At 58.2% G+C, this 14,411-nt stretch carries 12 protein-coding genes; 6 read left to right on the forward strand and 6 right to left on the reverse strand.

Annotated features, from left to right (window positions below):
- Positions 1-146: 146 nt before the first annotated feature.
- From thpD to C8P63_RS11840, 6 genes are all read right to left on the reverse strand, one after another.
- Complete coding sequence (thpD, locus tag C8P63_RS11815) at positions 147-1,046, reverse strand: ectoine hydroxylase (protein ID WP_108024426.1); 900 nt, start codon at positions 1,044-1,046, stop codon at positions 147-149.
- A 122-nt stretch (positions 1,047-1,168) separates the two neighbouring features.
- On the reverse strand, positions 1,169-1,552 hold the full coding sequence (locus tag C8P63_RS11820) for an ectoine synthase (protein WP_108024429.1): 384 nt from the start codon (positions 1,550-1,552) through the stop codon (positions 1,169-1,171).
- 64 nt (positions 1,553-1,616) lie between these two features.
- The gene (gene ectB, locus C8P63_RS11825; protein ID WP_108024528.1) at positions 1,617-2,858 is read right to left on the reverse strand and encodes a diaminobutyrate--2-oxoglutarate transaminase; all 1,242 of its coding nucleotides are present in this window, start codon (positions 2,856-2,858) and stop codon (positions 1,617-1,619) included.
- 31 nt (positions 2,859-2,889) lie between these two features.
- The gene (gene ectA / locus C8P63_RS11830) at positions 2,890-3,402 is read right to left on the reverse strand and encodes a diaminobutyrate acetyltransferase (RefSeq protein WP_108024530.1); all 513 of its coding nucleotides are present in this window, start codon (positions 3,400-3,402) and stop codon (positions 2,890-2,892) included.
- Positions 3,403-4,065: 663 nt separating this feature from the next.
- On the reverse strand, positions 4,066-5,733 hold the full coding sequence (locus tag C8P63_RS11835; protein ID WP_108024431.1) for a PucR family transcriptional regulator: 1,668 nt from the start codon (positions 5,731-5,733) through the stop codon (positions 4,066-4,068).
- 12 nt (positions 5,734-5,745) lie between these two features.
- Entirely contained in the window at positions 5,746-6,750 is a 1,005-nt protein-coding gene (locus C8P63_RS11840; protein WP_108024433.1) for a threonine/serine dehydratase, read from the reverse strand.
- Between the two features lie 190 nt (positions 6,751-6,940).
- Here C8P63_RS11840 and C8P63_RS11845 point away from each other — a divergent pair, with 190 nt between their 5' ends.
- The 6 genes from C8P63_RS11845 (at position 6,941) to C8P63_RS11870 (ending at position 14,388) form a co-directional block, all read left to right on the forward strand.
- The gene (locus C8P63_RS11845) at positions 6,941-8,152 is read left to right on the forward strand and encodes a M24 family metallopeptidase (protein ID WP_108024533.1); all 1,212 of its coding nucleotides are present in this window, start codon (positions 6,941-6,943) and stop codon (positions 8,150-8,152) included.
- 3 nt (positions 8,153-8,155) lie between these two features.
- Complete coding sequence (locus tag C8P63_RS11850) at positions 8,156-9,133, forward strand: cyclodeaminase (protein ID WP_108024435.1); 978 nt, start codon at positions 8,156-8,158, stop codon at positions 9,131-9,133.
- 25 nt (positions 9,134-9,158) lie between these two features.
- On the forward strand, positions 9,159-10,379 hold the full coding sequence (locus C8P63_RS11855) for a cystathionine gamma-synthase family protein (RefSeq protein ID WP_108024437.1): 1,221 nt from the start codon (positions 9,159-9,161) through the stop codon (positions 10,377-10,379).
- 65 nt (positions 10,380-10,444) lie between these two features.
- Positions 10,445-11,653, forward strand: a complete 1,209-nt coding sequence (locus tag C8P63_RS11860) for a M20 metallopeptidase family protein (RefSeq protein ID WP_108024439.1) — start codon at positions 10,445-10,447, stop codon at positions 11,651-11,653.
- Positions 11,654-11,659: 6 nt separating this feature from the next.
- Positions 11,660-12,700, forward strand: a complete 1,041-nt coding sequence (locus tag C8P63_RS11865) for a homoserine dehydrogenase (protein WP_108024441.1) — start codon at positions 11,660-11,662, stop codon at positions 12,698-12,700.
- A gap of 251 nt (positions 12,701-12,951) precedes the next feature.
- Positions 12,952-14,388, forward strand: a complete 1,437-nt coding sequence (locus C8P63_RS11870; RefSeq protein ID WP_108024443.1) for an aldehyde dehydrogenase family protein — start codon at positions 12,952-12,954, stop codon at positions 14,386-14,388.
- Positions 14,389-14,411 lie beyond the last annotated feature (23 nt).

Consider the following 14,411-nt stretch of genomic DNA (forward strand, 5'->3'; position numbering starts at 1 on the left):
TCGTCCGCCGCAAAGGGAGGAAATCCCGTATTCTTCATCAGGGTCCGTCTGAAGCAAAAAGAAAAACCGGCACCCGCGCAGGCGGTGCCCGGGTTCCGGCCAAATAAACAGCCGCGCTGTTAAGCGCGGCTTGATATGGGCCCCTCTCAGGAGTTTTGCAGCACCGGAGTTTGGATCGTCCGGTTGGCGATGTATTCCGGACGGGGTTTCAGCCCGGAGAAGGGTTCAACCAGTTTGTTTTTTACGCTGTTGAAGACGAAGAAGACGTTACTCCGGGGAAGCGGTGTGATGTTGCCATTGGATCCGTGCATGGTGTTGCATTCGAAGAGGAGAAGGGAACCGGCGGGCGCGGCGGCGGTGGTGATGCCGCCTTCTTTCACCATCCGGGTCAGGCTTTCGTTATCCGGAACGCCCAACTCCTGCTTCTTCAGAGAGAATTTATAGTTGTCCTCCGGCGTTTCCCCCACGCAGGAGACGTATTTCTTGTGGGAGCCCGGAATCAGCATCAGCGGACCATTGTAGGAATGGTTGTCGGTCAACAGGATGGAACAGCTGATGGCCCGCATGCGGGGCATGCCGTCCTCCACGTGCCAAGTTTCAAAGTCGGAGTGCCAATAGAACTCTTTTCCTTTGAAACCGGGTTTGAAGTTGATGCGGAACTGGTGGACGTAGATGTCGCTCCCCAGAATTTGCCGGATGATGTCCGTCACCCGGGGGTCACGGGAGAGCCGGTTGAACATTTCGTTTTTCCGGTGGGCGTCGAAAATCGAGCGGATTTCATTGCTTTCCGGCTCCCGGATCACTTCCGGGGAATCATTGTCTCGGTTCTCCTCCCACAAGAGGTCCAGATGCTTGCGCATCTCTTTCACTTCTTCAGGGGAGAAGAAGTTATCCAGTAACAGGAAACCGTTGGTTTCGTAGAAATCCAGCTGCTGTTTGTTCAGGGGCCCTTCTTTCAGTTCCCCGGGGCTCCCGTACAGCACCGGATCTTTCCGTTCAAGAATTTTCGGCTTGTCATAGACTCGGGAAGGATACAGATCTTCCATCACATTCACTCCCGTAAATGGTATTTGGATGGGATGGGTTTCCTTCAGTTGTGTCGTGACTCAGCCGACCTCTGGAATGGAAAACCGGGATCCGGTTTCTGTCACTGAGGTCTTCCACCGGGTCAGTCCAACAGCGGGTAGGCTCCTTCTTCATCGTGAGTTTCGTTGCCGGTGCACGGAGGATTGAAGACGCAGACCATCCGCAGATCTTTTTTGGCGGTCACCCTGTGCTTTTCATGACCGTCCAGAGTGTAGAGGGTGCCCGGCTTCAGTTCGTAGACGGTGCCGTCTTCCAGGTCCTTCAGCTCCCCTTCACCTTCAATGCAGTACACCGCCTCAATGTGATGTTTGTACCAGAACTCGGAGACGGTGCCTGCTTTGATGATGGTGTCGTGGAGCGAGAAGCCGACGCCGTCTTTCTTCAGGAGAAGCCGGCGGCTTTCCCAGGTTTCACCCTTGACAACGGCTGCTGTTCCAATGAGGTCTTCCAAGTGCTTAACGATCACTGTGTTCATCCTTTCCCGGTTGTTTGCTGGGATCGAAAAATGGGTCGGGTATAAATGGAGTTTCTCAGGCGGCAGCTTCGATGCTTTTTTCCAGAATGGCCAGTCCTTTATCCAGTCCTTCATCGTCAATAATCAGCGGTGGAAGGAGTTTGGCCACTTCACTGTCGGGTCCGGACGTTTCCATGATCAGACCTCGTTTGAAAGCCTCTTCGCACACTTTTTCGGCGAAACCTTCTTCCGGGAATTCGATTCCCAGCATCAGCCCCCGGCCGCGGACTTCTCCCTTCAGGTCGGGAAATTTTGCGGTGATGTCCTCGAGGGCGGTCCGGGTTTTTTCCCCTTTGCGCCGAATTTCTTGGGCGAACTCATCCGTCTCCCAGTAACGGAGCGCCTCGGTGGCCGCGACGAAAGCCAGGTTGTGGCCGCGGAAGGTCCCGTTGTGCTCCCCGGGAGCCCATGTATCCAAATCCGGACGGATCAGGGTGATGGCAAAGGGAACACCGTAGCCGCCGAGGGATTTGGACAGACAGACGATGTCCGGTTGGAGACCGGCGGGTTCGAAGCTGAAAAAGGTGCCGGTCCGTCCGCAACCTGCCTGCACGTCGTCGACAATCAGGAGGACACCCTGACGGCGGCAGATTTGCTCAACCTGCTTCAACCACTCGGAGCTGGCGACGTTGATCCCTCCCTCGCCCTGGACGGTTTCCAGGATAACTGCCGCGGGGAGATCGACGCCGCTACCCTTGTCTTCCAGGTACCGTTCAAGCAGGGTCAGCGAATCGACCTTGCCGTCATATTGGTCGTAGGGAAGGGATACGGCGTTGGTGAGCGGGATCCCGGCGCCTTTCCGTTTAAAGGCATTTCCGGTGACCGAGAGCGACCCCAGCGTCATCCCGTGGAAGGCACGGGTGAAGCTGATCACCGTATCCCGGCCGGTCACTTTGCGGGCCAGTTTGAGGGCGGACTCCACGGTGTTGGTACCGGTCGGTCCGGGGAACATCACTTTGTAATCCAATCCCCGGGGTTCCAGGATGATCTCCTTGAATTTCTTCAGAAAGTCCGCTTTTGCCGTGGTGGCCATATCCAGGCTGTGGACGATCCCGTCGGAGGAGAGGTACTCGATCAACTTTTCCTTCATGCCGGGGTCATTGTGTCCGTAGTTCAGGGCACCCGCACCGGCAAAGAAGTCGATGAACTCCCGACCTTCCTGATCCCACAGTTTATAGCCTCTGGCCTTTTCAAACACAGTGGGAAAACTGCGGCAATAGCTTCGTACTTCGGATTCGACTTTTTCAAACACGCTCATGTCCGTTTTATCGGATGTCGGTAACAATGTATTATTGAACCTCCTCGGTGATTTCCTTCGACTCGAAAGGACCGATTCGGTAAGTCCATTCAGACTCGTGTCCCTGGTCGGGGAACATGTTCTCGGAGAAACATTCGGAAATGGTACATTGGGCTTTCATATCCTTCGCCAATCCTTTGAAAAGCGATTGGGAAGGAAGGTTGGAGGGAGAGACGGTCGCTTCCAGGTACCGGACTTCTGAGCAGGCATCCCGGGAGAGCAGGGACTTCAACAGCGCTTTGCCCAATCCTTTGCCCCGTTGCGACGGATCAACGGCCACCTGCCAAACAAAAACGGTATCCTTGGCGTTCTGGGGTCGGAATGCAGAGACAAACCCCACGATCTTTCCGTCGTTGTCTTCGGCGATGACACAGGTTTCGGGGAAAAACTTGCACAGCATGAGGTAGCTGTACGAGGAGTTGAGATCCAACACTCCGGCCCGTTTGATCAGTTTCCACACATCCGAGCCGTCTTCTTCCTCGGGCTTGCGGAAAATCACGCCCATGGACGGGTTTTGGATCCGAATGTTCGAGGGTTTTGTTTGCCGTTCCACTTTGCGGACGGTCTGACTACCGTTAATGGAGACTCACCCACCTTAAAAATTAATTTTGTTATCATCAAGAAACCAACCATTCAACTGCCTACCATATACTAACGTGACCTGGACCATAAGGTCTAAAGTGCTATACCCGCTCAGGAAAAGGTTAAACATCCTGATCCACAAAGCCGGGAAGTCAGAACGGGATTCTTTAAAAATCCTTCCGCATGGTGTCAGATGCTTCGGATTTGCCGGAAGACGTTTAAAGAAAAAATGATTTCATACAAAAAAGATATGGACAGGCCGCTTTTTAAACGATCCTGTCCATAGAAGTATGGTGAAAAAGTGAGCGGCGGCATTTACCCGAAGCCGCTCCGGCTGCACTCACAGAGCACAAGTCTCGCCTGGGGTCGCTTCACTCCCCGGTCTCGCTATGCTGTCCTGCAGAGATGCAGGCATTGTCCGCTACGAATCTTCCTGCTGCGGGCAGGGGCAAACGCCTTCGGATGCAACACAGAGAAGCTTTTGCCCCTGAACGCCCTTGCAGGACAGCAAAGTCGCTATTTCGGGTAAACGCTTCTCTTCTTCTGAGCCTGACCATCAATCACAACGCTTATCGGTTTCATAGCCTCAGGGGCGTTCGTTCATTTCGTTTTCCCAGATCTTGAGGCTCAGATGGAGCAGAAACAAGTCGTCGGGGTTTAACAGGGTGAGACCGGTCAGAAATTCGATTTTGCGCAGCCGGTAAAGGAGGGATTGACGGTGAAGGTTCAATTCCCTTGCGGTTTGGCTGACATTGCACTGGTGACGGATGTATACCTTCAATGTCTGAATGAGATCGATGCCCCGCTGTCGGCTGTAGCGGAACAGCTGCTCCATGGTTTTCCAGGTGATCTCACGCATTTCTGTATGGTTGCCCAGGTGCCGGAGAGCCCGGTAAAGGCCGGTTTCCTTGAAAAAACTTCGGTGGCCGGGCCCCTTTTGTTTTCTTCCGATCTCCAGGGCGGTCCGGGCATCCTGATAGCCGTTTTCGAAGGTGAAAAGACCGGCGCGGTTTTCCGCGACTCCCCAGGAAATCCGCCAGCCGGAGGCTTCCTGCAGAAAAGTGCCTTCCAGCCGGTCCAGAAATTCGTGAGCGGTTTCCGTCGCCTGTTCCGGTGAGGATTCCAGATAGACCACCCACTCCACCCCTTGGGAAGCGACGAGCAGGCGACGGTTCATTCTCCGCCCCGCCCGCTGGATTTCACTCTCCAACCGGTTTATCAGTTGTTCCGGCACTTCCGGCTCGGGACGGCGGGGGCCGCTCTCCTCCAGACGGCCGGCGAGGCAGACGTAGGAACGTCCGATGTCAAACCCCAATGTCCGGGCCCGTGAACGGGCCACTTCCTGTGAATGGAACTCCCCTTTGGCGAGACTCCAGATGTAATCATGGCGGAAACGAAGCTCGGTTTCCCGCACCGCCTGATTTTGAAGAAACCACAGGGCGGCGGTGGTGGCGGCGTGTTCCAGGATCATCAGACCCTCCGTTTTGGCGAACTCTTCCGCTCCTTTTCCGTCGGGAAGAAGGGATAGAAGGTATCCCTGCAGTTTACGGGCAGACCGGATGGGCATTTCCAGACAGGTTTGTTCGTCCAGCTGAAACCAGCGCCACTCGGAATGAATCGGATTCCGGGAGGCCGTCAGTTGATGGACGAGGACGGGGCGGCTTTTTTCCAGATATTCGGCCCACAGCCGGGAAAGGAGTTTGGAGCGGGGACTCTGGCCCAGGATTTCTCCGCTTTCCCCGACGATAATGGCGGGTTGTCCCCAACGCTCTTCCGTGGCCGTGGCGATGCCGGAGAGGTTGGCCCCGCCGAGGAGGAGCTGGAGGAGGTGTTGCTGTACATCTTTGGACAGACGGGCGATCCGATCTTGTTTGCGGTCCAGTTCTTTTGCGACTCGTTGGACGATATCGGAGAAACGAATCTCCCACGGAATTTCGATGAGGGGCATTTTTTTGTTTTCCGCCAACTGAATCGCTTCCTCCGGAATGCGGGACAGGTAGTGTCCGGTGGCCACGGCGAGAGCGGAAGCCCCCGAACGGATGACATCGCGAACGAATCGGCAGAACTGGCCGGTGTCCTGGCTGCAGCCGATGGCCGAACTGAGAATCAGTTCGTTTTCCCGGATAAAGTTGTCCACGGGCACCTCGATCACCGAAACCCAGTCGACCCGTCGGAGGGGCAGCCAGGTTTCGGCTGTCCGCACTTTGGCTCCTTCCATCACGTCCATGTCGATGACATCCTTGACGGTCAGCATTCCGAACTCACCTCACCCGGTCGAATTTGGATAAGAAGAACGGGAGGCTTTTTCCAGGGTTTCAAATAGGGTGGAAGAATCGATGTTGGCTCCGCTGATAATCAATACCGCCGGTTTTCCGTCAAAGGAAAACTTCCGCGACAGGACGGCGGCAACGGTGGTCGCGGCCGCCCCCTCCGCCAGGGTGCGGTGGTGATTTAACAGAAAGGCGATTCCCTCCACGATTTGATTCTCACTCACGAGGACACTGTCATCGGCGTAATGACGCACCATATCGAAGGTGTACCGGTTGCGGGTGCCGATGCCGCCCAAAAGGCTGTCCGCCAGCGTGGCGGTTTCCCGCATGACCAGGGGTTTTCCCTCTTTCAGGCTGTAATGCATCACTGCGGGGCCTTCCATGGTGACCCCGATGACCCGGCTGTCCGGCTGGTTGGTTTTTACCGCCATTCCGATGCCGGCCAGAAGGCCGCCGCCGGAAAGGGGGATGACCGCCGTTTGGAGTTCCGGCAGATCTTCCATCAGTTCCAGACCGATGGTGCCCTGGCCGGCGATGATGTCCGGATCGTCGAAAGGGGGGATCACACTCAGTCCTTCCTCCCGTTGGAGGCGGTAACAGGCGGATTCCGCTTCGTCCTGACTCTCTCCGTGCACGTGGAGCTTCGCACCCAACCGGCGGATCGCTTCCGTCTTGGCGGCGGGGACGTTCCGGGAGACGCAGATGACTGCCGGAATATCCAGACGGCGGGCGATGGAGGCGACAGCCATCCCGTGGTTACCGGTGGAGAAGGTCGTCACCCCCCGCTTCCGGTCTTCGGGGGCCAGTCGCAGGATCTTGTTGGCAGCTCCCCGGATCTTGAATGCGTGGATCTCATGATGGGTTTCCATCTTGAGGAAAACGGGTCCGCCGGCAAGGCGGGAGAGTTCCTCCGATTCCACCAGCGGAGTCTTGCCGACGAGAGGCCGGATTCTCCTCCGGGCTTCCCATATGTGCCGGATATCGATCGGTTGGCGGTCCATGGCTTCCAAAACCTCCCGTACATGGTGTCGGGTGGCTGCGGGTTCTGTGCGATCGACGGAATTCATTTGCTATTTTGACGAAAAGGAAGACGTTTATTTCATACACTATGGTGATTGTCGAAGATCATGCCACCCGCGTAAGATAGAAGAAACACACAAACAAAGGGGGTAACGGGCTGTGCGCGGGATATTGCCCTTCCCTGTGTCTGAATTTACGGAAAGGTTAAACAATACCAAGCGTCTGATGGAAGAGGCCGGGATCGAAGTCCTGCTGGTCAGCGACCCCGCCAACATGAATTATCTTTCCGGGTATGACGGGTGGTCTTTTTACGTGCCGCAGATGCTCGTGGTGATCGCGGACGAAGAGCAACCCATCTGGATCGGAAGGAAACAGGATGCAAACGGGGCGAAATTGACGACTTGGTTTCACCCCGACCAGATCATTCCCTATCCCGATGAATATGTGCAGTCTGCTGGTCGGCATCCCATGGATTTTGTTTCCGATATTTTAACACAAATCGGACAGTCGAACCGGCGGATCGGAGTGGAATTGGATGCCTATTATTTCTCCGCCCGTTCTTACGAACAGTTGAAAATAAAGATGCCGAACACCCGGTTTATCGACGCGACTCTGCTTGTCAACCGGGTCCGGATGGTCAAGTCCGACCAGGAAATCGAATTTATGCGCCGCGCGGCGAGGATCGTGGAAGGGGCGATGCGGGAGGGAATCCGTTCCATCGGTGCGGGGGTTCGCGAGTGTGACGTGGCGGCCAACATCAGTTACGCCCAGGTGAAGGGGACACCCGACTACGGCGGCGATTACCCGTCCATCGTCCCCCTGCTCCCCTCCGGCATCAAGACGTGCACCCCCCATCTGACCTGGTCCGACAGCCGGTACCGAAAAGGGGATGCGGTCATCCTGGAGTTGGCCGGTTGCCACAAACGATATCATTCCCCAATGGCCCGGACGGCGGTGATCGGATCCGCTTCTCCCAAGTTGAAAGATCTGGCCGAAGTGGTGATTGAGGGGTTGAATGTCACCCTGGAAGCGATCCGGCCGGGGATGACCTGTGAGGAAGTGGAAAGGGCCTGGAGAAAGGTGATTGAACGACGGGGGTACTTCAAAGATTCACGGCTGGGTTATTCCGTCGGCCTCAATTATCCCCCGGACTGGGGAGAGCACACGGCCAGCCTCCGTCTGGGTGACCAAACGGTGTTGCAACCCAACATGACCTTTCACCTGATTCCCGGGATCTGGATGGACCATTACGGAGTGGAACTGTCGGAAACCTTCCGGGTGACGGAAACGGGTTGCGAAGTGCTGGCCAATTTCCCGAGAGAGCTGTTTGAAATTTGCGAACCGCCGCTGGCCGCCATCTCAGTGGAAGAAAGCGGGGCGTAATCGATGTGGGTGTTCAGCCATAAGGAGATCCAAAACGCGGTCCGGTTGGATCCGGAAGCGGTCCGTGCGGTGGAAAAAGGCTTTTCCTCCCTGGCGGAAGGAGGCGTCCGGATGCCTCCCATCCTGCGGGTGGATGTTCCGGAGCATCGCGGGGAGGTGGATGTGAAGACGGCAGTGGTGAAGGGTGAACCGTATTTTGCGATCAAGATGTCTTCGGGCTTTTTTCACAATCCGGAGCGGGGGTTGCCCAGCGGCAGCGGCATGATGGTCCTTCTGGACGTGGAGACGGGAATCCCGGAGGCCGTCCTCCTGGACAATGGATACCTGACGGATGTCCGTACGGCGGCAGCGGGTGCGGTGGCCGCCCGGCACCTGGCCCCGGCTGAGTTTGACACGGCGGGGGTGATCGGGGCCGGGGCACAGGCCCGTCACCAAATCCGGGCACTCACCCTGGTGCGCCGGTTCAGGCGGATTCTCGTCTGGTCCCGGAACCGGGAGCGGGCGGAAACCTGCGTACGTGACCTGGAAAGGGAAACGGGAGTGGAAGCGGTGGCGGTTTCCGATCCGGAATCGGTGGTTCGTAAGGCCCAGGTGGTCGTGACTTCCACCCCCTCCAGCCGGCCTCTCATCCGGAAAGAGTGGCTGCACCCCGGGCTGCATGTCACCCTGATGGGCTCCGATGCCGAGCATAAACAGGAGATCGAAGGGGCGGCCATTCCCCGGGCGGACCGGTTTGTCTGCGACAGCCGGGAACAGTCCCTGCGACTGGGGGAATTGCGGTCGGCCGTGGCGGAAGGATGGATCGGAAAGGAAGAAAAAGTGACCGAACTGGGGGCGATCACCTCCGGGCGTTTGCCGGGACGTACGTCGGAAAAGGAAATCACCCTTTGCGACTTGACCGGGACGGGGGTTCAAGACACCGTGATTGCGATCTTGGCCTACCGGCGTCTCCGGAACCGGGGTGACGGAACCCGATTTTAAACCATCGGATGAGGAGTGATCGGTTGTGACTCAACAGCGTTTTTGCGGTGAAGAGGTTTCCAGGGGAACCCGTTCCGTCTGGGCGGGGGAAGAGGAGTATCTGCTCCAGGGAGCCACCCAGGTGCCGGTGGTGCACAGCGTTTCCTTCGGATACCGGGACATCGACCACTGGCACGAAGTGGCCCTGGGCCGGAAGGAAGGCCATATTTACGGGAGGAACAGCAATCCCACGGTCCAGGTGTTTGAAGAGAAGGTGCGCCTCTTGGAAGGGGCCGAGGCGGCGGTTTCCTTTGCCACCGGTATGGCGGCCATCTCCAATGCCCTTTTCACCTTCCTCTCTCCCGGCGACCGGGTGGTGACGATCAAGGATACCTACGGGGGGACCAGCAAAATCTTCCTCGAACATCTTCCCCGTTTTCAGGTGGATGTCAAGATGTGTGACACCCACGATTTCGACGCCATTGAAGAAGAGATCGGGAAGGGCTGCAACGTTCTCTACTTGGAAACGCCGACCAATCCGACGCTGAAGGTGCTGGACCTGGAGCGTTTGGTCCGGGCCGCCCGCCGGAAAGGGGCGCTGGTTTTCGTTGACAACACCTTTGCCACTCCCATCAACCAGAACCCGTTGGATCTGGGGGCCGACCTGGTGATCCACAGTGCCACCAAATTCCTGGGGGGTCATGCTGACGCACTGGGGGGGGTGATCTGCGGGCCGGAGGAATTGGTGAAAAAGGTGTACCAATACCGGGAAATCCAAGGGGCCACTCTTCACCCGATGGCAGCCTATCTTTTGCTTCGGGGAATGAAGACCCTCCATCTCCGGATCCGGCAACAGAATGAGAGCGCTCTGACCATCGCCCGTTGGCTGGAGAACCATTCCTCCGTGGAAGGGGTCTACTATCCCGGGCTCCCGAGCCACCCCCACCATGAGATTGCCCACAAGCAGATGCGCGGTTACGGAGGGGTGCTGAGCTTCTCTCTGACAGGCGGAATCGAGGCGGTGCGTGCCTTCCTTCCCGGTCTCCGGTATGCCCACCTGGCGGCCAACCTGGGTTCGGTGGAAACCGTGGCCGGTCCGCCGCGGACCAGCAGTCACGTGGAGTGCACCGAAGAGGAACGGCAAGCGATGGGAATTCCCGAGGGGCTGGTTCGTTACTCTGTCGGGATCGAGGAGACGGAGGACCTGATCACAGACCTGAGGCAGGCCCTGGACCGTCTGCCGGAGCGTATACGGATCCCCTCGTAAGGGACAGTAAGAAAAAATGGAAGCGCAACCCGCATAAACAAAGGGGTTGCGCTTCGTCTGGGGGGATGGGCGTGACGGTGAAAAATATGGGGGAAGAAGCGGAAAAACTGCGGGAACAGCTGGTGGAATGGCGGCGGCGGATCCATTCCAACCCGGAGTTGAGCTTCCGTGAATTTGAAACCTCCCGCCTGGTGGCGGAGGAACTTCGAAAGATCGAAGGTATGAAAGTGGAAACGGAGGTGGGGGTGACCGGAGTGGTCGGAACGCTCACCCGCGGAACCGGGAAAACCGTTGCCCTCCGGGCGGATATGGATGCCCTCCCGATCATGGAAGCGGGGGAACGTCCTTACCGTTCCCAAAATCCCGGGGTGATGCACGCCTGCGGACATGATGCCCATACGGCCATCTTGCTGGGAGCGGCCCGCCTGCTGGGGCAAGTGTTCCGGAGGGAAGACGTTGGGGGGACGGTGAAGCTTTTGTTTCAACCGGCGGAGGAACATACGGGAGCCGCCGGGTCGACCGGGGCCCCCCGCATGATGGAGGACGGAGTGCTGGACGGGGTGGAAGAGGTGATCGCCCTTCATATGAATCCCGAACGGCCCGTCGGAGAAGTTCAGATGAACGACGGGTACACCATGGCCAGCGTCGACACGTTTCAGGGGACCCTGTACGGCACCGGGGGACACGGGGCCTATCCTCATCTCGGGACGGACCCCACCTGGATGTTGTTGCCGGTGCTGCAGGCCCTCCACGGGATTGTTGCCCGACGGATTTCCCCTCTGGAGCCCGCCGTCGTCAGCGTGGGTCAGATCCACGCCGGGACGGCCAGCAACGTGATTCCATCGGAAGTCTTCATCCAGGGGACCATCCGGACTTATACCCCGGAGACCCGCGAGAGGATGGCAGAGGAGTTGGAAAAAGCCTTCTCTCTGGCAACCGCTCTGGGAGGGAACTGCCACTTTCAGGTGGAACGGGGGGAGCCGGGTCTCTATAACAATCCCGGGGTGAACGGGGTGATTCGGGAGGCGATCCGGGATCTTTTCCCGGAGATGAAGGTGCACAGCGGTCCCTTCGGAATGGGAGCGGAGGATTTCAGTTACATGACGGAGGCGGTGCCGGGGGCGATGTTTTTTCTGGGTTGCGCAATCCCGGACGGGGTTCACCGGGATCTGCACACCCCGATTTTCGATATCGACGAAGGCTGTCTTCCCGTCGGGGCGGCGATCTTGGCGGAGGCGGCCCTCCGGTTGTTAAAAAAGGATGGGAAGAGGTGAACCTCGATGGAGCAACGGTTGGCGATGATCGGGTTTGGGACGGTGGGCCAGGCACTGGCACGGATTTTACTCGAACGAGGGGAAGAGCTGAAGCGGAAAGAGGGGTACTCGGCGCGGATCACCGCCATTTCCGACACCGTGAAAGGCGCGCTGTACCATCCTGACGGACTGGATCTCTCCAGCGTCTTCCGATCATTGGAAGAGGCGGGGACGTTGGATGCCTATCCGGATACCGTCGGTTTAAAGAGGGATTGGGACAGCTTGAAAACCATCCGGGAGACGAACGCCGACACCGTGGTGGAGGTTACGTTCACCAACGTGGATACGGGACAACCGGCGATCGACCACTGCCGGGCCGCTTTTGAAGCGGGGAAGAACGTGGTCACCACCAACAAGGGACCGGTGGCGCTGGCGTACCGGGAATTGTCCTCGCTGGCCGCGGAGAACGGGGTTGGATGGGGGTTTGAAGGGACCGTGATGAGCGGCACCCCCGCTCTCCGGATGCCCCGGACCGCCTTGGCAGGGGACCGGATCCGGGAAATCCGGGGGATTCTGAACGGAACCTCCAATTATATTCTCACCCGCATGGAGGAAGGAAAAAGTCTGGAAGAGGCCCTTTCGGAAGCCCGGTCCAAGGGGTATGCCGAGGCGGACCCCACCAGTGACCTGGAAGGTTTCGACGCGCTGTATAAAGTGATGATCCTTTCCGAAGTGGTGCTGGGGGTTCCCCTGGACCGGAACGAGGTGGAACGGGTCGGCATCGCACAGTTGTCGGCTGAGGATATCCGAGGGGCGAAAGAAGAGGGAAAGAGGTGGAAAGTTTTGGGCCGACTCCGGGAAGAAGGAGGGCGGGTCATCGCTTCGGTCAAACCCGTCCCCATCCCGGAGACCGATCCGCTCGCCGGAGTGAGGGGTGCCCTCAACGCCTTGACTTACGAGTGTGACTTGTTGGGGCCGGTCACCCTGGTCGGAGCCGGAGCGGGACGTTCGGAGACGGGCTTCGCCCTGTTGGCGGATTTGATCAACATCCGGCGTCAATACCCTTAGAAGCGTTGTGATGGGTGGTCAGGCTCAGGAGGAGGGAAGATTTAACAGCGGCTTTGCGGTCCTGCCCGGCGGAGAGTCAGCCGGCAAGGATGTTCAGGGGCAAAAGCTTCTCTGTGTTGCATCCCCGGGCGTTGGCCCCTGCCCGCAGCAGGAAGATTCGGAGCGGCTTCGGGTAAATGCCGCCCGTCATTTTTTCACAATACTTTCAGGGAGTGTGGTCCTTCCTATTTCTGAAGGGGGTCGATTTGAAAATGTGGACGATTCATGACAAAATGGGGTTTAGCCCCGGTCATTCGGTGAAATGTAAAAACAGGATAGAGGTTCGCGATCCGCAGGATGATTCCCTGATCGCAACCGTGCCCGCCGTCACCGCCGAAGGGATGGAAAAGGCAGTGAAGCGCGGGGGAGAAGGTGCCAAGATTGCCGCCGAAATGCCCGTTCACCAGAGGGTTTCCGTTTTGCACCGTTCCGCCGATCTGGTGGCTTCCCGCCGGGAGGAGTTCGCCACCCTGATCTCCCGGGAAGGGAGCAAAACGATCCGCGAGGCCCGAAAGGAAGTCGACCGCGCTGTGGAGACGCTCCGGATCAGTGCGGAAGAGGCCCGGAGGATCCAGGGAGAAACCCTTTCATTTGACCAAATGCCTGGGAGCGAGAACCGGGCGGGAGGCTGGTACCGCTTCCCGATCGGTCTCGTCGGCGCCATCACCCCGTTCAACGACCCCCTCAACCTGGTGGCACACAAGGTGGGTCCCGCCGTGGCATCCGGCAATGCCGTGATCGTCAAACCCGCCAGCTTCACACCCTTGAGCGCCCTCAAGTTGTGGGAGGTCATGCAGGAAGCGGGGCTGCCTTCCCCGGTCTTTTCGGTGGTTCCCGGCCGCGGGGGCGAAGTGGGAGACGTCTTGGTCAGCCATCCCGATGTCCGTATGGTCTCCTTCACGGGAGGAGTGGATGCGGGAAGGGAGATCGCCCGGAAAGCCGGAATCAAAAAATTAAGTATGGAATTGGGGTCAAACTGCCCGGCGATCGTTCTGGGCGACGCGGACCTCCCTGCCGCCGTCGAATCCTGCGTATCCGGGGCGTTTTGGGCGGCGGGGCAGAATTGTCTCAAAGTGCAGCGTGTGTATATCGAAGATTCCATCTATGCCGATTTTTTGGAACGGTTCGTCTCCCGAACCCGCCAGTACCGGATCGGAGACAAGTTGTCCGAGGAAACGGACATGGGACCGCTCATCCACCGCCGGGAGGCGGAGAGGGTGGACCGTTGGGTAAGGGAAGCACTGGACCAGGGGGCGACGCTGTGCTGCGGCGGGGAGCGTGACGGAGCATATTACTCCCCGACGGTCCTCACCGACCTCCCGGAAGGAAGCTGTCTGGAGCGGGAAGAAGTGTTCGGTCCCGTCGTCGGTCTCTATCCGGTTCGAAGTGCGGAGGAAGCGGTCAAGCGGGCCAACCGGTCCGATTTCGGGCTGCAGGCCGGAGTCTTCACCAAGAACCTCGACCAGGCATTCGGATTGATCCGCCGTCTGGAAGTCGGGGGGGTGATGGTCAACGACAGCAGCGATTACCGGATTGACGCCATGCCCTTCGGCGGCGTCAAGCAGTCCGGCCTCGGCCGGGAAGGCGTCCGCTTCGCCATCGGGGAGATGACCGAGACCAAAGTGGTCTGTTTCCGGTTGGGAAGTTGAAAGAAAAAGATGAGGAGGAGACG

Source organism: Melghirimyces profundicolus (assembly GCF_003054245.1).
In the GTDB taxonomy this organism is placed as follows: domain Bacteria; phylum Bacillota; class Bacilli; order Thermoactinomycetales; family DSM-45169; genus Melghirimyces; species Melghirimyces profundicolus.

Excerpts from the sequence above, each read along its gene's own strand:
- C8P63_RS11850 (WP_108024435.1), top strand. The coding sequence starts at position 8,156 with ATGTGGGTGTTCAGCCATAAGGAGATCCAAAACGCGGTCCGGTTGGAT.
- C8P63_RS11860 (WP_108024439.1), top strand. The coding sequence starts at position 10,445 with ATGGGCGTGACGGTGAAAAATATGGGGGAAGAAGCGGAAAAACTGCGG.
- thpD (WP_108024426.1), bottom strand. The coding sequence starts at position 1,046 with ATGGAAGATCTGTATCCTTCCCGAGTCTATGACAAGCCGAAAATTCTT.
- C8P63_RS11840 (WP_108024433.1), bottom strand. The coding sequence starts at position 6,750 with ATGGACCGCCAACCGATCGATATCCGGCACATATGGGAAGCCCGGAGG.
- C8P63_RS11835 (WP_108024431.1), bottom strand. The coding sequence starts at position 5,733 with ATGCTGACCGTCAAGGATGTCATCGACATGGACGTGATGGAAGGAGCC.
- C8P63_RS11870 (WP_108024443.1), top strand. The coding sequence starts at position 12,952 with ATGTGGACGATTCATGACAAAATGGGGTTTAGCCCCGGTCATTCGGTG.
- C8P63_RS11865 (WP_108024441.1), top strand. The coding sequence starts at position 11,660 with ATGGAGCAACGGTTGGCGATGATCGGGTTTGGGACGGTGGGCCAGGCA.
- ectB (WP_108024528.1), bottom strand. The coding sequence starts at position 2,858 with ATGAGCGTGTTTGAAAAAGTCGAATCCGAAGTACGAAGCTATTGCCGC.
- ectA (WP_108024530.1), bottom strand. The coding sequence starts at position 3,402 with ATGGGCGTGATTTTCCGCAAGCCCGAGGAAGAAGACGGCTCGGATGTG.